The sequence below is a fragment of the Streptosporangium sp. NPDC000396 genome, assembly GCF_042898655.1.
Classification (GTDB): domain Bacteria; phylum Actinomycetota; class Actinomycetes; order Streptosporangiales; family Streptosporangiaceae; genus Streptosporangium.
The window spans coordinates 191,187-209,320 of the sequence record NZ_JBIAZA010000006.1 but is presented as its reverse complement, the minus strand read 5'-3'; the positions used below and the strand labels follow the sequence as shown (position 1 = coordinate 209,320).

Annotated in this window: 16 protein-coding genes; 3 read left to right on the top strand and 13 right to left on the bottom strand. The window is 69.1% G+C overall.

Annotated features, from left to right (window positions below):
- Nucleotides 1–41: 41 nt before the first annotated feature.
- The 8 genes from ACFY2X_RS12115 to ACFY2X_RS12080 all read right to left on the bottom strand — a co-directional run bounded on the left by ACFY2X_RS12115 (nucleotide 42) and on the right by ACFY2X_RS12080 (nucleotide 10,951).
- Nucleotides 42–434, bottom strand: a complete 393-nt coding sequence (locus ACFY2X_RS12115; protein WP_389936366.1) for a (deoxy)nucleoside triphosphate pyrophosphohydrolase — start codon at nucleotides 432–434, stop codon at nucleotides 42–44.
- Between the two features lie 14 nt (nucleotides 435–448).
- The gene (locus ACFY2X_RS12110; RefSeq protein ID WP_389936364.1) at nucleotides 449–1,543 is read right to left on the bottom strand and encodes a C40 family peptidase; all 1,095 of its coding nucleotides are present in this window, start codon (nucleotides 1,541–1,543) and stop codon (nucleotides 449–451) included.
- Complete coding sequence (locus ACFY2X_RS12105; protein ID WP_389936361.1) at nucleotides 1,540–2,211, bottom strand: hypothetical protein; 672 nt, start codon at nucleotides 2,209–2,211, stop codon at nucleotides 1,540–1,542. Before ACFY2X_RS12105 ends, ACFY2X_RS12110 begins: the two co-directional genes overlap by 4 nt.
- A 2-nt stretch (nucleotides 2,212–2,213) precedes the next feature.
- Nucleotides 2,214–4,589 carry a type IV secretion system protein gene (locus ACFY2X_RS12100; protein WP_389936358.1) on the bottom strand — a complete coding sequence of 792 codons (2,376 nt, stop codon included), beginning with the start codon at nucleotides 4,587–4,589 and terminating at the stop codon, nucleotides 2,214–2,216.
- On the bottom strand, nucleotides 4,586–7,078 hold the full coding sequence (locus ACFY2X_RS12095) for an ATP-binding protein (RefSeq protein WP_389936355.1): 2,493 nt from the start codon (nucleotides 7,076–7,078) through the stop codon (nucleotides 4,586–4,588). Before ACFY2X_RS12095 ends, ACFY2X_RS12100 begins: the two co-directional genes overlap by 4 nt.
- 117 nt (nucleotides 7,079–7,195) lie before the next feature.
- Nucleotides 7,196–9,628: a TcpE family conjugal transfer membrane protein gene (locus ACFY2X_RS12090; RefSeq protein WP_389936352.1), complete on the bottom strand. Its 2,433-nt coding sequence runs from the start codon at nucleotides 9,626–9,628 to the stop codon at nucleotides 7,196–7,198.
- A 47-nt stretch (nucleotides 9,629–9,675) separates the two neighbouring features.
- A complete protein-coding gene (locus tag ACFY2X_RS12085) occupies nucleotides 9,676–9,966 on the bottom strand; it encodes a hypothetical protein (protein WP_389936349.1) in 291 nt (96 codons plus the stop codon).
- 136 nt (nucleotides 9,967–10,102) lie between these two features.
- Complete coding sequence (locus tag ACFY2X_RS12080) at nucleotides 10,103–10,951, bottom strand: conjugal transfer protein (RefSeq protein WP_389936346.1); 849 nt, start codon at nucleotides 10,949–10,951, stop codon at nucleotides 10,103–10,105.
- Nucleotides 10,952–11,666: 715 nt separating this feature from the next.
- Between ACFY2X_RS12080 and ACFY2X_RS12075 the strand changes: the two genes are divergently transcribed.
- Together ACFY2X_RS12075 and ACFY2X_RS12070 are read left to right on the top strand one after the other, a co-directional pair.
- Entirely contained in the window at nucleotides 11,667–11,933 is a 267-nt protein-coding gene (locus tag ACFY2X_RS12075) for a type II toxin-antitoxin system Phd/YefM family antitoxin (protein WP_389936343.1), read from the top strand.
- Complete coding sequence (locus ACFY2X_RS12070) at nucleotides 11,926–12,189, top strand: type II toxin-antitoxin system RelE/ParE family toxin (protein ID WP_389936340.1); 264 nt, start codon at nucleotides 11,926–11,928, stop codon at nucleotides 12,187–12,189. Before ACFY2X_RS12075 ends, ACFY2X_RS12070 begins: the two co-directional genes overlap by 8 nt.
- Nucleotides 12,190–12,538: 349 nt before the next feature.
- On the opposite strand, the gene ACFY2X_RS12065 is transcribed toward ACFY2X_RS12070, so the two are convergent.
- The 5 genes from ACFY2X_RS12065 to ACFY2X_RS12045 form a co-directional block, all read right to left on the bottom strand.
- Nucleotides 12,539–13,063 carry an NUDIX hydrolase gene (locus ACFY2X_RS12065; RefSeq protein WP_389936337.1) on the bottom strand — a complete coding sequence of 175 codons (525 nt, stop codon included), beginning with the start codon at nucleotides 13,061–13,063 and terminating at the stop codon, nucleotides 12,539–12,541.
- Between the two features lie 32 nt (nucleotides 13,064–13,095).
- Nucleotides 13,096–13,956 (bottom strand): aminoglycoside phosphotransferase family protein, encoded by an 861-nt coding sequence (locus ACFY2X_RS12060; protein ID WP_389936334.1) that lies wholly within the window; start codon nucleotides 13,954–13,956, stop codon nucleotides 13,096–13,098.
- Nucleotides 13,957–14,102: 146 nt separating this feature from the next.
- Nucleotides 14,103–14,411 carry a transposase gene (locus ACFY2X_RS12055; RefSeq protein WP_389936332.1) on the bottom strand — a complete coding sequence of 103 codons (309 nt, stop codon included), beginning with the start codon at nucleotides 14,409–14,411 and terminating at the stop codon, nucleotides 14,103–14,105.
- Between the two features lie 173 nt (nucleotides 14,412–14,584).
- Entirely contained in the window at nucleotides 14,585–15,673 is a 1,089-nt protein-coding gene (gene ychF, locus ACFY2X_RS12050) for a redox-regulated ATPase YchF (protein WP_389936329.1), read from the bottom strand.
- Nucleotides 15,674–15,704: 31 nt separating this feature from the next.
- Complete coding sequence (locus tag ACFY2X_RS12045; RefSeq protein ID WP_389936327.1) at nucleotides 15,705–16,571, bottom strand: hypothetical protein; 867 nt, start codon at nucleotides 16,569–16,571, stop codon at nucleotides 15,705–15,707.
- A gap of 136 nt (nucleotides 16,572–16,707) precedes the next feature.
- On the opposite strand from ACFY2X_RS12045, the gene ACFY2X_RS12040 reads away from it, so the two are divergent.
- The gene (locus ACFY2X_RS12040) at nucleotides 16,708–18,021 is read left to right on the top strand and encodes a DNA recombination protein RmuC (RefSeq protein ID WP_389936324.1); all 1,314 of its coding nucleotides are present in this window, start codon (nucleotides 16,708–16,710) and stop codon (nucleotides 18,019–18,021) included.
- Nucleotides 18,022–18,134: the final 113 nt, after the last annotated feature.

The window sequence follows — 18,134 nt, the reverse complement described above, 5'->3', positions numbered from 1 at the left end:
ACAATACAGTCGGTAATTGTTATGTCACTGCATGCTGTCGCTCAACCCTCGGTGAGCTGAAGGCGCACGGCCCGCACGATCGGCAGATCGGCCGGTAACCACGGCACCTCGTACAGCTCGTCCATGGCCAGCCAGCGCAGGGCCAGGTGCTCCTTGGCCTCCGGCTCCCCTTCCACGATCTTCGCCAGCCACACTCGCAGAATGTAACCGTTCGCAAGCGGCCAGTCGCCGCCGACCTGCGCACCGGTCTCGATCAGAACGTCGAGCTCCTCCCGGCACTCCCGGACCAACGCCTCAAGCTCGTCCTCCCCGGGGTCGACCTTCCCCCCGGGGAACTCCCAGCCACCGGCGAGCTCGGGCGGCTCGGCACGCTGGGCGGCGAGCAGCCTGCCCGCGTCGTCGACGATCGCGGCTCCCACAACGACCTTGTCCATGGGACCCGATTGTGTCAGCCCTGCTCCTTCAGTTTCAGCTGCGCCAGGACCTGTGGACTCTGCAAGGGCCGGGTGAAACCCACGATGCTGGGGCGTTCCCGGTAGGAGGTGACCTTGATCGGCCCGCACAGACGGCACCTGGCCTCGACCATCTTGCCCGGCGAGACGACCATGCCCACGTGTCCGGGCCGGTCGACCCCGGTGCCCGGACCGGAGTTGAAGAAGACCAGATCCCCCGCCTGTTCCTGTCCCGGGGGGACCTTCACCCCGAAAGGCCACTGCTCGAAGGTGGTGCGCGGAATGCTCAGGCCCGCGCTCCGGTATGCCATGTAGATGATCCCGGAGCAGTCGAAGGCGTCCGGTCCGGTGCCGCCCCACAGGTACGGCTTGCCGCGCTGGGCCAGGGCGTACGCCAGGATCCTGGCCACCGTGCCGGTCGGCGCCGCCTCCAGCAGGGGCTCGTCGCAGACCGGCTCCGCCTCCGGCGGAGTGCTGATCGCGCCGTCCTTGGCGTACTTTCTGGCGATCTCCATGACCTGGTCCACGTACCACCAGGCCCGGTTGTAGACGAACAGCGACCGCCGTACGTCTTCCGGCGCGCCGTTGCGCTTGAGCATCTTCGCCGCGCCCAGAATGGCGTCGGCCGGGTTGTAGACATCCGCCCAGCCGTCGCCGTCGCCGTCGGAGGCGTAGCCGCTGAACTGCGACGGAATCTTGATCTTCGCTTTGCCGCCCCACGTGCTGATCAGGAACTGCATCGGCCCGGCGGCCCCGGCGTAGTTCGTCCCGCTGCGCACCCCGGGAAGCGTGGAGCGCCCGTGATCGGTCTCCCGCTTGCCGACCCCGGCGAGCACGTTCCACTGCACGCCGATCTTCGCGCCGTGCTTGCGGTACAGCTTCAGATATTCCGGTGGGATGTCCGACGCCGCCGTCTCCGACTGGTCCCCCACCATCTCGACGTTCTCTTCGCAGTCGGGCTGCGCCCCGAACCCGCCGGGTAAGGAGGGGAAGGTGCTCAGCATCATCATCGGCGCCAGAACCAACGCGATCAGGCATATTGCCGCGACACCGAGAACCAGTCCGAGGCGGACCTTCCGGTTCCCCGTCATCCGGCCTCACCGGCCTGTGAGGGCTGGTCGTCTCCGTCTTGCCCGGAGTCGGCGGGCTGCAGGTCGTGGACCCGCCAGTCGGCGCCGACCTCGATGAGCGTGACGGCGTAGTCCTCCGTCCGCTCCGTCGGCCCGCTCTTGCCGGTGACCTTCTGGCTTCCGGTGACCACGAACACCACCGAGGTGTTCTGGATCTGCCGGATCTCCTTCACCCGCGCCGTCCCGACGGAGACCACCTCCTCGGCCCGGTTGGCCTCGACGGTGCCCGGCGAGGTGAGCGTGCGCAGCAGCACATCGGCGAACTCACCCGTGGTGTAACCCCTGAGCCGGTCACCGTAGGCCGCCGGGTCCTCGTCGTATCTGAAGGTCCCGTACGCGGCGGTGAACCGCTGGGCGTAGTCGGCGGACGCGGCCAGCTCCTGCTTGGTCATCGGCAGGTAGGAGTAGACGTCGAAGGGCGCGTTGCTGGCCGTCGCCAGCGCGCGCGGTGGTTCGGCGCTCACCTGCGCCTGCGATCCGGGGGCGGTACGGCTCACACCCACCGGATCGGCCGGGGTCTGCTGCCCGTCGCCGGAATCCGGCCACATGGTCAGATAGATCCCGACCACGGCGAGTATCACGACCAGCACCGCGAAGACGAGTCCCCGGCGGTTGCCGCCTTCCACCATCGTCAGTCCTTGTCAGGGTTCGACGCCCGGAGCCAGAACGGCGCAGCCGACTCTCCGGCTCCCCTGTCTCGCTCCGACCTGCTGGGCAGCCATAGCGGGGGTGCCTCGGACGATCTGTCCGCACGCCCGGCGTGGTCGTTCCGCGAGCCTCCACCGAACAGGCTGCCCCCCGACCCCGAGGAACCTCCGCCGAACAGGCTGCCGCCCGATCCGGAGGAACCGCGGGAACCGCCGCCTCCTCGCGAACCGGAACCGCGGGAGCCGGACTCGGCACGCCGGGAACCTCCGCCCCCGCCGCCTCCTCCGAAGAGACTCCCGCCCGACCGGCCACCGCCCGACGAGGGCGCCGGAGACCTGCCGGAGGAGGAACCGCCCGAAGAGGAACCACCCGCCGAGCCCGAGCCGCCCTGCGACGCCCAGCCGCCGCCCGAGCGACCGCCGAACCAGCCTCCACCGGCACCGGAGCCGCCCCGGGCCGAACCGGCAGGCTGGGCCGTTGAGGCTCCGGAAGCCCCGGAGGCGCCGCCCGCCGTACGGCCACCGGACAGGTTGAGCGGCGGCGCGGCACCTGTGCGGGGCGCGGTGACCGGACGGCCCGTGCCCTTGCGACGCGAACCCGCCTGAGCGTCGGTGTCCAGGGGCACGGGCTGCGCGCCGGCCGGGACCCGGGTGCCCGAGGGCGTGCCCGGCGTGGAGCCGCCGTCCTCCCCGCGGGCCTTGCCCTGGGCGACCGCCGCGGCCGCCGTCGCGACGGAGGCGCCGCTGACGACCGCGGCCGCCTGCAGCACGGGCTCCGCCTTGCGCATGCCCCAGCGACCCACCCGGGCCGCCGCGACCGGCGGCAGCACACCCGCCGCGCGCTGCAGGGTCGGCGCGGTCGCCGCGTCGCCCAGCATGCGGGTGGTGATCGTGTGGCCGTTCATGGAGGCGAACAGGTGCTGGAACGGCCGCCGGTAGAAGAACACCGCGCTCGTCAGCAGCGCCATGAACATGACCTGCATGCCCCACGGCATCGCCGTGGAGATGATCAGCGCGTAGCCGTACACCAGGACACCCAGGACCAGCGCCAGCACCCCCTGCCTGAGCAGGGTGCCGACCAGCATCTCCACCCAGCGCATCGCGATGATCCGCCCGGACCCCGGATGCACGCCGAGCAACAGGAAGACCGGCGCGAGGATCAGCAGCAGGAGGAACCCGACCTTGAGCACCAGCAGCGAGACGGCCACCAGGAAGATCAGCAGTCCCGCCACCATCGCGGCCAGCAGCGCGCCGATCGCGATGCCGAGCCGGTTCGTCCAGTCTTTGCCCTGGAAGAGGAAGAAGATCGGCGTGTTCTGCAGCTTGTTGGCGATTTCCTCGTATCGTGCCTGGTGGGCGCTGGAGTCGGGGGTCTGGGTGGCCCTCATCTCGGCCGCGTCGAGCGCCTGGATGTCCAGCAGCTCGGCCCCGAACGTCCGCACCACCGGCGCGTTGGGGTCGGCGGTGCCGAACTCGCCCATCAGCCACGGCTTGCACACCAGGGTCGACCAGAGCGCCTCGGCGTTCTGATCGACGCTCGGAACCCCGCTCTGGCCGTAACCGCCGGACGAGGCCTGGGGGTTGGTCTCACCCTTGGGCGGCAGGCAGGAGGTCCCGCCCGCGCCGGGCAGACCGGAGAAGGCCGAGTTGACGATCTCGCCGGTCTTGTCGGTGACGACCTTGCCGAGCCCGGTGAAGTCGCCGGGGCGGCTGAAGAACCAGACCGCCACCGTGACCGCGAGGACCATCCAGATGACGCCCTCGGCGGTCGTCGTCGCACGCTTGCGGATCAGGCCGTACCAGGCCAGCCAGATGGCCCCGAGGATCACGATCGGCCGCAGGAACGGCCAGTACATCGCGTCGGACAGCCGCTTCACCATTTCGTCGACGACATTCTTGATCGACTCCAGCGGCCCCTCGGTGGCGGCCGCCTGGTAGGTCGTGATGGTCAGCCGGTCCAGCGCCTTGGCCCACGAGAAGACCGTATTGGCCATCGTGTTGCCCATCACCGCCCCGACGTCGTCGCAGCCGAGAAGGTGGGTGTGCCAGAACTGGCCGCCCATGCCGTAGGTGGCGTAGTTGCCCTGCGGGGTCGCGGCGGGCGCAGGCGTGGCCGCCGTCCCCGCCGGGGGCGCGGCCGGAGCCGGAGGCTTGAGCAGGCCGTCCACACCCCCTCCGACGACCTCGGGCGCCAGATCCGGAGAGAGATCGCAGGGAGCGGCCGCGACGGCGACGGACGTCTCCGCCGGGAACACCAGCGGAAGTGCGAGAAAGGCGGCCAACGCCACCAGTGCGATGGCGATCCGCCTGCGTAGTCGGCCCCTGCGCGACTTCCTCAACCCCTTCGGGGAACCCTTCATGACCGCACCTCCAGCGCCGCAGCCCCCGGCCTACTGACTCTGTCGCCCCCAGAAGGATCATGCACGTTGTCATCGGGTTTGTCGTGGGTCGGATTCGTATCGAGCCAGCGGAGCAGCTCATCGGAGATAAGGTCCACCCCGATACGGCCCGCACGGCCGTCCAGATCCCGGAAGACGCACTCACCGTTGCCCAGCGAGCGCAGCACCGCCTTGTGCTCCTCGGACGGCTCCACCCCGAGCAGCGCCATCACATGCTCCACCTCGACCCGCTCGGTGGAGCGGAACGCGAAGACCGACGACAGACAGTTCGTCACCTGCTCGTTCAGCAGGTCACCGGCGTTCTGCGAGACCAGCACCAGCGCGGTGTTGCGGGAGCGGCCCATCCGGCTGACCTCGGGCACCAGCTTGGCGCCCTCCGGCGTGGAAGTGATCGCCCACGCCTCGTCCAGGAAGATCGCCTTGGGCGTCCGCCGGTCCAGGCCGTTCATCAGGCCCCGGGCGAACTGCGCGACCAGGTAGAGCAGCGCCACCGACAGCCGCTGCTCGTAGGAGTAGTCGTCACGACCGGTGGAGGCGTCCGGAAGGGTCAGGCCGCCGAGGGTGAAGACCGTGGTCCAGCCCTCGGTGTCGATCTGCTCGCCGCCGGAGGGGTCGAAGCAGAGCCGGGCCAGGTGCATCTCCGACATCGAGCGCAGCACGGCGCCCAGGTTCTTGGAGGCGGCGTCCTCGGCCTGCTCCAGGAAGTCGACGACCTTACCCAGAGAGGGATCCTCTCCGTTGGAGACCGCCGAGACCGCCTGGATCATCGCCGACTCGCGCTCCTCCGACATGCGCGGCAGCAGCAGGCGCAGGGTCTCGCTGGCCATCGTCTTCTTGGTCGCGATGTCCTCGCCGAACGAGAACGGGTCGAGCAGGCCCGGCGCGGCCGAGCCGAGCGGGATGATCCGCGCCTTCCTGCCCCGCCGCTGCAGCAGCTGGACCAGGGAGTCCGCGTCACCCTTGGGGTCGATGACCGCGATCGTCACCCCGCGCAACGCCATCTGGTAGATCATCAGCAGTGCCAGCGTGGTCTTGCCGCCGCCCGGCTCACCGGTGATCGCGATGGCCGTCGGCCGGTTGCGCGTGGCCGCCACCAGCGGATCGAAGTGCACGATGCTCCGGGCCCGGCCCAGGGTCTCCCCGACGTACGGTCCCATCCAGCCGGCGTTGGATTCATCCACCCGGTCGCCCAGGTCCACGGTGGCGGTCGCCATGCCGCCCGCGATGGTGCGCAGCGGCTGCCGCTGGGCGTAGGCGTTGACCCGGACCTTCTCGCCCGGCAGCGCCTCGCAGAACAGAGAGAACTGGTCACCGGTGGAGTTGACGATGTCGATGCCCATGTCACGGTAGTGCTCCACGACCGCCTCGACCCGCTGCACGCAGATCTCCTCGGTCGGGGCGGACACGATCAGCCGGTGCCAGCCGTACACGAAGGGCAGGCGCTCCTTGGTGATGCCGTGCTCCAGCATCCGGGCCGCGTCGATCTGCTCGGCGAGCGCCAGCGGCGCCTCCGCGCCCGCCTCCCGGATGTGGATGTCCATGTCGCGGGCGTGGGCGAGCTTGCGCGCGACGTCTTTGCTCGCCTTGACCGGCGAGATCAGCCGCATCCTCGAACTGATCTCCACCGGGAAGGGCATCTGGTCGGCGAAGTGCAACCACGGCTCCCCGTCGGGGAACGGCATCAGGTCGGGGAACCGGGCGAAGGACAGGTGGGCGACGTAGGAGTCGCCGTACGGCTGCTCGATGCGCAGGAACGACCTGCCATTGTGGATCTGCCCCTCCACCAGCGACTCGATCTCGCCCCTGCCCCACGGCCGCTTGGGACTGGCCGAAGCCGGCGGATCGCCGAGGGAACCGGTCGCCGCGTGCTGGAACAGCCAGGCGATCTCGGTGGAGGTGGCGTGCCGGGCGTACAGGGCGCTGGCCGACAGGGCCCGGCCCAGCCGCTCCGCCTGCTCGGTCCACCTGGTGATCTCGGCCTTGGGGACGTGGTCGTCTTCGATGCCCAGGACCTTCTCGCTGCGCTGGTAGAAGCCGAGCAGCTGGGAGAGCACCCCGGTGCCCAGCTGCCTGCCGCGCGCGCCGAGCCGTACGCCGAGATAGACCTCCTTGCTCCAGAAGTCCTTGGCCCAGACGTGCCGGTACATCTCCTCCAGGTAGTCGCGCCACCCGGGGCCTTCGTCGGAGGTGGCGTTCAGCGCCATCGCCCACTCGGCGGCCGGATAGGTGCGGTGCGCCACCCGCAGATGGACCTCGGCGTCCGGCATCCGGATCGCCGCCAGCGCGATCGTGATGTTGGTGGCCAGCGCCTCCCGCTCCTCGGGCGTGACGAACTCGTAACTCACGGTCGGCAACCGGAAGTATGCCCAGACCGACGAGTCGGTCAGCAGGATGCGATCGTCGAAGTATCGGACGGCGAGGCGGCTGTGTGCCCGCGACGCGCGGCTCACATCGCCCCCCTCGCCGGCCGTGTGGCCAGACCGTAGCGACTGCCGGCTCGCTCTCCGCGCTCGCTCACGAGGTCACCTCGTCATGCCCGTTCACCGCGACTCCTCGCGCCCGGGGGATCACTGGGCCAATTCCTCCTCGCTCGGTCTAACCGCCTGTGCCGCTCCAAAGCCCGCCGCCACGACTCCGGCCAGCGCGAGATAGGCTCGGCGACCCGGGGCCCGCAGGTGGGATGGCTCCACCCGCTCTGACCTGCCGGGAGCCAGCTCGTCTTCCCAGGGCACTCGCACGATCGCCCGGCATCGGCCACGCGCGACCGCCTCGGCCTGCTCGACGTCGCTCATGCTCCGGCGGCTGACTCCGTTGACCACCATGATCGCGCGTCGGCGAAGGTCCGCGCAGCCGTGTCCGTCAAGCCACTCGTAGGTCATGGCCACCGCGTCCGGCCCGTCCTCGCTGGCCGGCACGACCAGGACGAGCTGGTCGGCGTAGGACAGCACCCGCGCGGCCAGCGCCGCCGCCGGATCCACGACGATCAGCTTGTAGTGCTGGTCCAGCACGTCCACAGCCTGGCTGAGCCGCCGGTCGGAGAAGAGCGTGCGGTCGGAGAGCCGTTGCTCGGCACCGGAGTCGGTGTCGCCAGCGAGGACTTCCAGGCCGGAGGCGCAGCGGCTGGTGTAGGCGCGCATGCCCAGGTAGCCGCGGACGTTGTCGAGACCGGCCAGCAGGGAGCTCAGCGTCTCGGGCGACTCACCCTGGATCCGGCTGGACAGGGAGTGGATGCCGATGTTGGCATCGACCGCGAGCACCCGGTCCTCGCGATAGCGGGCGAGGGTGTGCCCGAGCATGAGCGCGGTGGTGGTCTGCCCGGCGCCTCCGGTGCACCCCAGCACCACCACCCGGCGGCTGCCGCTGAACACCGTCCTGGTCCGCGCCTCGTCGACCTCCGACCCGTCCGTACGGCTCGTGCCTCCCGGTCCGATGACGACCTGGGCCAGCCTCCGCCATCCGCCCGAGGAGTCGCGGCCGACGACCGACTCCACCCGGCGAACCCTGGCTCCGCTCTGGGCCGACCCCGGCACCGACACCGGCACCGCGGGCATGACCGGATCGGCCTTGGCAGTGGAGTCCGAGACGACCGCCCGGATCGAGACACCTGCCGGCGTCCCGGTGGAACGCTCCGGCGGCCACACCCTCTGCGCCTCGGGAAACTGTCCCACCGGCGCCGGGTGCCCCTTGCGATGGCGGGTCCGCGGGCTCTCGTCCGGCTCCGTGGGCGCCTTCTCCGCCTCCTTCACCTTCACCACCGGCTCGGCGGCACGCCGCCCGAACGGAGCCGGGCCGACGAACCGCGGCGAGGCGGGAGGCTGGTCAACCGTCTCGGGGGCATCCACCGATCCTGGGACATCCATCGGCCCTGGGGCGACCGCGGACTGTCCGGCGGGCAGCGGAGCCTCGGGCCGCTGCCCGGCGGGTTCAGGCTCGGGAAGCTGGCCGGCGGACAGCGGAATCTCGGACTGCCGCTCCGCGGGCTCGGGCGCGGCCGTGGGCTCCTCGGAAGGCTGAGCACGATCGGCTTCGGCCGAGGCCGCGAGCCTGCGCAGGCGCCGCAGCGCCTCGGTGCCGATCGGAGCCGCCGAGGCGGCGGGGACGTCGGAAACCTGCTCGGGCGCGGAGTCTTCGGCGGCCCGGTCGGTGGCCCGGACTGCCCGATCGGGATCGGCCGGAGTCTTGACCTGCGCGGCGGGTGCCCGATGAGGAGGCACGGGAGAGACCCGCTCGACCGGTGTCACGGAAGCCGGAGCGGGAGCAACGGGTGCGGGGGGCCCGGCAGAGACGACCGCAGGGGCGGCAGGCTCGGCGGGAGCGATCGCGGGGGCGGCGGGCGCGAGATCGGCGGGAGCGGCCGCGGACGCCTCGGCGGAAACAGCCTGCCCGAGGGCCGGAGCGATCGCGGGCGCCTCACCGGGAACAACCTGCCCGAGGGCCGGAGCGACGCCCCGGCGAGGAGCCGGTGCCGTACCCCAGGCAACGCGATCACGGGTGACCGGGGCGGTGGCCGCCGCCGCGGCGGCGGCGGCCACCGCGGGACGGACCTCGCGGGGAGAAGCGGCGGCGGGACGCCTGGCCTGGGCATGCCGGGCCTTGCGAGCGGCCTTGACCCGGACCGGAGCGGCCTGCTGGGGCGCGGCCCGCCAGACCCGGCCACTCAGACTGACCTCCGAAGGCTCGGAGGCGGGGGCCATCCGGCACCAGGAGCGCGGCTCACCCACATAACGCACCTGCGACTGGAGCAGCTCGGTGAGCCTCTTACTCTCGATCACCGGCCTGGTGGACAGCCAGGTGACGACCCCGGGCGGCACGAGGTACACCACGTGCCAGGGTGCGTCGAAGGGCAGGCCCAGCAGGTAGAGCAGCAGGGACCAGGGCACCACCACGCCCACGAACACACCGATCCAGACGATCGGAAGCGGCATCGGCAGCCGTAGGTCGTACAGCTTGTAGAGCCGCTTCTCAATCCGCCAGATATTGGTGTATGTGGGCAGGTCCACGCGCTCCTCCTCTCCACCTGTCGTTCTTTGACCGCTTGGGCGCGGCCTCAGCCCCCCGTGATGCCAAGCGCCCCCGCGATCGCCTTAGCCGTCACCTCGATGATGTTGGGCACGTAGAAGATCACTCCAATGGCGACCGCGAGGATGATGAACTGCACGAACCTGGTGATCTCACGGGTGAAGAGGAAGAAGAGCGCGACGACGGAGACGACGACGAGGAAGAGCGGGGCGAAGAACTTTCGGAGGAAGTCGGCCAGGCCCTCGGTGTTCACACCTGTCGGAGGAGTGCTCGGCTGGGCGAGGTCTATCACGCTCAGCAGGATGGTCTTCAGGGTCACTTCTCGTCCTCCGTGCTTATGATCGCGCTCGCGGGGCGGCCATGGACCCGCGACACGCATGCCCGAGCCCGCCGATCGCCGACTCACCGATCAGGGGGGATCTGTTCACTGTGAACCGGCACCATTCGATCATGTGTTACCCCACAGACCGTTTCGCGCCTCGGATGTCCTTGACGAACCACTTGTCGCCCTGCTTGACCACAGTGAGCCGGTAGGCCTGCTCCAGCTTTCCGCTCATGTCTCCGGGGTTGGAGGTGGGCCCGGTGGACGGGGTCGCCCCCGAGGGCACCCCCCACACGACCGTGGCGGTCACCTCGCGGGTGGCGCCGCCGACGATCGGCACGACGAGATCCTTGAGCTGCACGAAGGTGAAGGCGCCGTCGAACCCCTCCAGGGTGACCCCGGCGGCGGCGTATTGCTGCAGGGAGGCGTCGTCGCTCGCGGCGTAGGCCTTGAAGAAGTTGGCCAGCGATGTCTGGAGCTCGGCCTCCGCGGCGTCGTCGCGATCGCCCTCGCCCACGGGGGGCAGTTTCGCCGGCGTCGGCGCGGGGAGGATCCCCGGCCGCCCGGAGACCACGAGCTTGTTCGTCGCGCTGTCGTAGTACACCGGCACGGACAGGAGCTGGCGGCGGCTTCCCGCCTGGAACGCCAGGGTCACGACGGCGTTGTCCTTGTCGACGACCTCCGTGCCGTACGGCTGGACCGCTCCGGCGGACATCCGGCCGAGCCCGTCCCAGCCGAACTGCGGTTCGGCGCCTTCGGGCAGGTAGGGCGCGAGTCTCGCCGCCCTTTCCTGTGAACGGACGGCCTCGAAATTCAGATAGACGGCGGCGAACTGGCTGGCGAAAGAGGTCGCCCGGCTGATGGGGAATTGGGAGTCCGTGGGAACCGGGGTGGATCCGCCGGCGGCGTTCTGCCGAGTAAAGCGTTCAAAAGGTGCACGGACCCCGTTCACCACGATGACCACGATTAATGCCCAAAGCACCGCACGGCCGGTCCATACGAGCCAGCGCCCGCCTCCGCCAGCCCAGCGGCCACGGGATGGCACGCCACGGCCGCGCGCCGGGGCGCGGTCGAACTCAGGGTCGTGGGACGCTCCTGGGTATGCCAACAGCTCAGGGTCGCCAGCAATCCGAGGATCACGCTGGACCGTTGCCCTTCGAGCCATCTTGCCTCCGCTCGCGCCAATCCCCCGGCTGGCGCGGTGTCGTATTACTCCCGATCCCGTTAGCCATGGTGAAGCACTTACTCTAACCGCCCCACTGATTGTTCCAGGAAAGCCACGCCTATGCTGCAGGCATCGTCGTTACTGAGCAAACCAGGTCTAGAACCGCCTTCGGACCCCACCTCCGTCGACACCGTGGGAGAAAGTACGTTACGCCTGGCCAACGCATGGGCTGATTACTCAAACGCCACGCATTGCTGTCCAAACGGCGCCGTGACTGTCGCGACCTGCGTATTTATCGTAAATACATCACGCAGCGTCACCAACGACAGAACGGGCCTGGTCGGAGGACCAGGCCCGTTCTCTCGCGCACACGGCGTCAGACGTTGCAACGAAACGTGCCGCACAACGCTCCGACCTGTGAAAACAAGCTTCTGGGAGATCTCATTCAGCGCATCCAGCAGGCCCGACCGCAGCGACACCCAACCCTAGTCGCACATTGTGTACACATGGAACACTCGGTACTCTTGAGCGCATGAGTCAGATGCCCATAGAATCCATCCGCGACGTGCGCGCCCACCTGGCCGAGGTTGTGGAGCGGGCTGACCGCGACGACGTGCCCACCGTGATCACGCGCCGAGGCAAGGAAGTGGCCGCCGTCGTATCCATCGAGGTACTGCGGAAGTACCAGGAATGGGAAGAGCGCGAGATTAACCGGATCATCGACGAGCGCATGGCGAATCCCTCGGCCGGCATCCCCATCGAGGACATCATGAGGGAGACGCTGGCGCGCAGTGAGTGAGTACCGCACCGTCTTCCGGCCCGAGGCTCAAGCAGAGCTACGCAAGATCCCACGGGACATGGCGCTCCGCATCCTGGCCAAGCTGACAGAACTGGAAAGCGACCCGCTCGGCTTCAACACCACCGCACTCGTGTCCCAGCCCGACCGCCGCCGCCTACGGGTGGGTGACTACCGGATCGTCTACACGATCGACAACGGCGAACTGGTGGTATGGGTTGTGCATGTCGGACACCGCTCCACCGTTTACGACACCTGATCCCCACTGACCCCGCGTCAGAATATCCAGCACAGGCATGATGAAGGGGCCCCCCGGAGGGGCCGACCCCTTTTGACCTGCATGTTTGCCGGGTCAAAGATGCGGTGTCATTTCACGCGATCAGACGTTGAAGCGGAACGTCCGACAGCGGCTCGTCTACCTGCGGTCAGAGTCAGAACACCCACACTGACCTGCGGTTTCGACCGTTGAGAAGCGTGGGGCAACGATGATCGAAGACGGCCGTTTTGCCGACTGTCTGCGGACTACTTGCGGACCACCCAGCCGTTGATCCACAAGCGAACGCCCCACCGGTCATCGACCGGCGAGGCGTCACCTTGCCTGGAAAGCGTCATCCTACGTGTGGATCTTGGTGGTGAAGTCCCCAGTCGATCCGCCGTCGCAGAGCAGGATGGATCGCGTAGTCGTCGAGTTGGCCCGCGTCCACCCAGCGCACTTCGCGGGATTCGCGAGGATTCGGCTGGATCTTGCCGCCTGTCACGTGCCCTCGCAGACAGACGTTGATCGGCTGTCGCACCTCGTCGATCTTGTCTCCGTGCATGTAGGCGATCACATGTCCGGGGTCGGAGAAGATCCCCACAAGACCCGTGATTTCGATCTCAAGGCCGGTTTCCTCGCGGCACTCGCGGACGCCGCACTCGGCGACGGTCTCGCCCGTCTTGATGCCGCCCGTGGGGATGGTCCACAGGTCGTTGTCGGTACGGCGAAGCAGGAGCAGGGCACCGTCGGCATCTGTTGCGAGCAGTAGGCCAAGACCGCCGCTACCCGGCCAGCGACACCTACGCGCACCTGTGGCCGTCGGCCGAGGACCGAACTGCGGAACGCGGCGGTCGTTCTGCTGTCCCAGACTCCTCAACCCCGTGCTCTATCGAGCGCTGCGTAGCACCTCTAGGTCAAAAGCACCTGGTCGAGGACGTGATCGCCGATGGCCGCCATGCTGGGGTTGTCGGCCGAATGGGCGGCCAGAGCAGTGCCCATGGCGAGGGCCCAGCCCCGTGCGCGCTCCCAGGTCACCTCGTCGGCGTCCACGCGTGATCGGAAGACCTCGCGCGCGTTCTCGTCGAACACCAGCCACGCGGCGGCCAGGTCGGTGGCGGGATCGCCGCTGGTGAGATCGCCGAAGTCCAGGACAGCCGCCAGCTCTTCCCCATTGAGCAGGAGATTTCCCGGGTGCGGGTCGCCGTGGAGCCAAAGCGCGGGGCCCTGCCAGGGCGGGAGGGCGGCCAGTTTCTCCCAAAGGGGGAGAAGCTCAGCTGATCGGGAAATGGACTGTAGGCGTTGCCGTACCGCTTCGTCGCGGGCGGCGAGTGGGACGCCGCGGACGGGGTTACGCGGTGCGTCAGGCGGTGCGGGCCGGTGGAGGCCTGTCATGAAGTCGGCCAGCGGAACGGCGATGCTGGAGCGGGCGGGCGGCGGCACGTCGGCGGCCGTGCGGCCTTCGAACCAGGGCGCGATCGTCCACGGCCACGGGTAGCCCCCGCCGGGCACGCCGGTCCTGACGGGTATGGGCAGCGCGACCTCGACGTACTCGGCCAGGACTGGCAGCCAGCGTTGCTCGTTGACGATGAGGTCGACGGCGACCTGGCGGCGCGGCAGTCGTACGGACAGGTCCGTCCCCAGGCGGTAGATGACGTTGTCCCAGCCGTTGGCGACGGGGGTGAGCGGGCCCACCAGATCCGGGTGCTGCGTGCGGATCAGGCGGTCAACAAGATCGTCGTCGATGTTGGCTTCCGCCGCCGGGGTGTTCATGCCGCAACGATAGTGCGGGATGGCCTTGACAGACGTAGGCGCTGAAGCCGCGTATGCCTGGCTGTCTCAGTGATGCGCTTGGCGACCGGTGTGAGGACATCGTGTCTGCCGACCGAGGAGTTGTCCTGTTTGGTGACGCCGGTGTCTCAGAGCACGTCGCCGTAGACGCCGTCGTGCCAGGAGATCTGCTTGAGCGCCGGCATCTGCAGCGTGGTCAGGATTTGCTGCCAGGTGCCCTCACGCTGAAATCGCCGCAAGAGCGCATACACCGCCGGCCAGGATCCGTAGCAGGCGGGCACATCGCGCCAGGCCACCCCGACACGCACCCGTCGGCGGATCCCGTCGATCAACTGCCGCTTGCTGAACAACCACGGCCGCCCCGACCGCTTCGGCACAGGCAGCAGCGGTTCCAGCACCGCCCACTGCGCATCGGTCAGGTCGAACCGCCTCGTCACCGCTCAGCCGGCCACGAGGTCTCGGTAGGTGGTTCGTCTTGGTCGACCAACCACCTACCGGAGACCTCACTCGTTGTCGATCTCTGATCCGCTCCGTGCCGTCAGGCCGGCTCCTACGTCACAGCGGACTTCGATCACGCCCTAAGCCTCCCCAGCCGCGAATACACGTCCGCTCAGACGTTGAAGCGGAACTCCACGACGTCGCCGTCGCGCATCACGTAGTCCTTGCCTTCGATACGGGCCTTGCCCACCTGGCGGGCGGCGGCGATGGAGCCCGCCTCCACCAGCTCGTCGAAGGAGACGATCTCCGCCTTGATGAAGCCGCGCTGGAAGTCGGTGTGGATGACCCCCGCCGCCTCGGGCGCGGTGGCGCCCCTGCGGATCGTCCAGGCCCGAGTCTCCTTGGGACCGGCGGTCAGGTAGGTCTGCAGACCGAGGGTCTCGAACCCGACGCGGGCCAGCTGGGCCAGACCGGACTCCTCCTGGCCGACGGACTGCAGGAGTTCGAGCGCCTCGTCATCGGGAAGCTCGACGAGCTCGGACTCGATCTTGGCGTCCAGGAAGACGGCCTCGGCCGGCGCGACGATCGCGGACAGCTTGGCCCGCAGCTCCTCGTCCACCAGCTCGTCGGCGTCGAGGTTGAACACGTAGAGGAACGGCTTGGCGGTCAGCAGGTGAAGCTCACGCAGATCGGCCACGTCGATCCCGGCGCCCTTGGCCCCGGCGTACAGGGTGGTGCCGCCGTCGAGGAGCTTGACGGCCGCCTCGGCGGCCTCCAGGACGGACTTGCGGTCCTTGTTGGTCCTGGACTCCTTCTGGAGGCGCGGAATGGCCTTCTCCAGCGTCTGCAGGTCGGCGAGGATCAACTCGGTGTTGATCGTCTCGATGTCGCGCTCGGGGGCGACCTCGCCGTCCACGTGGGTCACGTCGGGGTCGCTGAAGACCCGGATCACCTGGCAGATGGCGTCGGTCTCGCGGATGTTGGCGAGGAACTGGTTACCCCGCCCCTGCCCTTCCGAGGCGCCGCGGACCAGCCCGGCGATGTCGACGAACTCGACCTTCGCCGGAAGGATCTTCGCGGAACCGAAGATCTCAGCCAGCTTCTCCAGGCGCGAGTCGGGAACGCCGACGATGCCCACGTTGGGCTCGATGGTGGCGAACGGATAGTTCGCCGCCAGGGCGTTGGCGGTCTTGGTCAGCGCGTTGAAAAGCGTGGACTTGCCGACGTTGGGCAATCCGACGATGCCGATGCTCAGGCTCACGTAAGCCGAGTTTACGGGGAATCACCCGGTGCTACACCCGCCGCAGGCATGTCACCGGGCGGGGGACGTCGCGTTCACGCACCCGCAGGTAGCGATCGGAGCCGTCCGGGCAGCGATCCTGGGACCCGGTTCTGGCGGTCACCTTCGCCCAGGCCCGCGCGGAACCGCAGGGAACCCTGTCGAGCGCCCCGCGGCTCACCAGACGGCCGCGCGGCCGTGTCACGCAGTCGCCCACCGCGAGAACCCGGCCGCCCTCGCCCAGGCAGGCGACCACCCGGGGGCCGACGGTGAACGCGTCAAGTGTGCGTCGCGGGCACTGCCCGGCCCGCTCCACCACGGCCAGCGCCCTGCCGTACCAGCCTTCCTCGGAGCACGGCCGCTCATTGCCGCCCAGCGCCACGCAGTCGCCCGCGCGGAGCACCCCGCCCCCTTCACCGGGATCGCCGGGGTGCGGGGGGTCGAGGTCCCGGACGCAGGCCGTACGGCCGGCACCGAAGTCGTGCGGGGCCTCCACCGCCGTCCCGCGCCCCGGGGAGGACGCCTCGGAGGCGGCGGATGCGGCTGATATGGCGGAGGCCGCGGAAGGTGACATGGCGGCGGGCTCGATCTTGACGAGTTCGTCGGTGTCCGCCGGGCAGTCCGGCGCCCAGGCGCCGACCACGGAGGTCACCTTCCCGTCGGCCGCCTCGCAGGGCGCCAGGTCGAACCTGGCGCCCTCACGCTTCACGCAGGCCCCCTTCTTCCAGGTCAGCGGGGGCGGGGACACGCTTTCCCCCGTCGGTTCGGGCTGCCGGTCGGCGCGCCCGGCGATGAACGCGCTCGTCACGACGACCGCGGTCAGCACGAGGACGATCGTGGCGCCCAACGACAGCACCGTTTTCGAACGCGAGCTGTGCATACTCGCAGATCCACCACCTTCCGTGCTCAAGGGAAAACTCTGGGTGACAGGACGCGTTCGCACAAGGGGAATGCGACGGCCGGTCCGAAAGGCGTGTCGGGAGGCCAGGAGTCCGCGGGCCTGCGATCATTCCGTGATGGACGTCATGGCACTCGCTTTCCAGCTCGCCGTGGGGCTCGTCGCGGGACTGGCGATCGGGTTCCTCCTGGGCCGGGCGCGTGCCTCCGCGGGAACGGCGGACGTCAGCGCACGCCTGGCGGACGCCGAGGCCAGGGCCAGAGCCGCCGAGGAGAAGGTCGCCTATGTCGAGGGACAGCTCGCCGAACGGTTCCAGGCTCTGTCGGCCCGCGCGCTCGACGTCAACAACCTGCGGTTCCTCGAACTGGCCGAGACCCGGCTGGCCGCCGGCCGTGCCGAGGCGGCCGGAGAGCTGGAGCAGCGCAAGCAGGCCGTCGAGCACCTGATCGAGCCGCTGAAGGACACTTTGGCCCGCGTCGAGACGCAGCTGCGCGACACGCAGGCGGGCCAGCGTGTGGCTCACGCCGAGCTGGCCAAGCACATCGACGTCGTCCGGGAGAGCAACGACCAGCTCCGCGCGCAGACGAACGCCCTGGTGCGGGCCCTGCAGCGGCCGGAGGCCCGGGGCCGGTGGGGAGAGCTGCAGCTCCGCCGGGTCGCGGAGATCGCCGGGATGCAGCGGTTCTGTGACTTCGACGAGCAGGCGAGCGTCACCACCGTCAACGGGGCCCTGCGACCTGACATGGTCGTACGGCTGGCCGGCGGCAAGAACATCGTGGTCGATTCCAAGGTTTCCCTGAGCGCCTACCTGGAGGCGGCGGAGTCCGCCGACCCCGACCACCAGGCGGCTCGGCTCGACTCGCATGCCCGGCACGTGCGCGAGCACGTCGACCGGCTGGCCGCCAAGTCCTACTGGCAGGCGTTCAGCCCGGCACCGGAGTTCGTGGTGCTGTTCATCCCGGGAGAGGCCTTCCTGTCTCCGGCCCTGGAACGCGACCCGGCCCTGCTGGAGTACGCCATGCGGCGGCGAATCCACATCGCCACGCCCACCACGTTGATCACCATGCTCCGCACCGCTCAGTACGCCTGGCAGCAGGCCGCGCTCAGCGAGAACGCCCGGGCGGTCTTCGAGCTGGGCAAGGAACTCTATGAGCGACTGAGCAGCATGGGACGAAACATGGAGACGATGGGCCGATCGCTGAGCCGCGCGGTGGAGTCCTACAACCGGACGGTCGGCTCCCTGGAGACCCGGGTGCTGGTGAGCGCGCGCAAGCTGAACGATCTGGGGCTGGTCGAGGCCGAACTCGACACCCCCCAGACGGTCGAGGATCTGCCACGTGCGCTGACCTCACCCGAACTACTACAAGAAGAGGAGCCAAGCTCGTCTCTCATGTCCCGGCTGAACGGTAAGTTGACGAACGACCTGCCCTAGAAGCCGTTCCCTGAAGGCGCCGATGGCCGGACACTGGAGGCGCGGGGAGTTGCGATGAGGAGCCGAGGTCGAGGGGGGCGACTGGTGGACGAGCGAGGCGATGGGCAGCCGCT

What these genes read in the sequence shown, in the direction of transcription:
- ACFY2X_RS12075 (WP_389936343.1), top strand. Translation starts at nt 11,667, where the DNA reads ATGAGTCAGATGCCCATAGAATCCATCCGCGACGTGCGCGCCCACCTG.
- ACFY2X_RS12040 (WP_389936324.1), top strand. Translation starts at nt 16,708, where the DNA reads ATGGACGTCATGGCACTCGCTTTCCAGCTCGCCGTGGGGCTCGTCGCG.
- ACFY2X_RS12045 (WP_389936327.1), bottom strand. Translation starts at nt 16,571, where the DNA reads ATGCACAGCTCGCGTTCGAAAACGGTGCTGTCGTTGGGCGCCACGATC.
- ACFY2X_RS12110 (WP_389936364.1), bottom strand. Translation starts at nt 1,543, where the DNA reads ATGACGGGGAACCGGAAGGTCCGCCTCGGACTGGTTCTCGGTGTCGCG.
- ACFY2X_RS12060 (WP_389936334.1), bottom strand. Translation starts at nt 13,956, where the DNA reads ATGAACACCCCGGCGGCGGAAGCCAACATCGACGACGATCTTGTTGAC.
- ACFY2X_RS12115 (WP_389936366.1), bottom strand. Translation starts at nt 434, where the DNA reads ATGGACAAGGTCGTTGTGGGAGCCGCGATCGTCGACGACGCGGGCAGG.
- ACFY2X_RS12105 (WP_389936361.1), bottom strand. Translation starts at nt 2,211, where the DNA reads ATGGTGGAAGGCGGCAACCGCCGGGGACTCGTCTTCGCGGTGCTGGTC.
- ACFY2X_RS12100 (WP_389936358.1), bottom strand. Translation starts at nt 4,589, where the DNA reads ATGAAGGGTTCCCCGAAGGGGTTGAGGAAGTCGCGCAGGGGCCGACTA.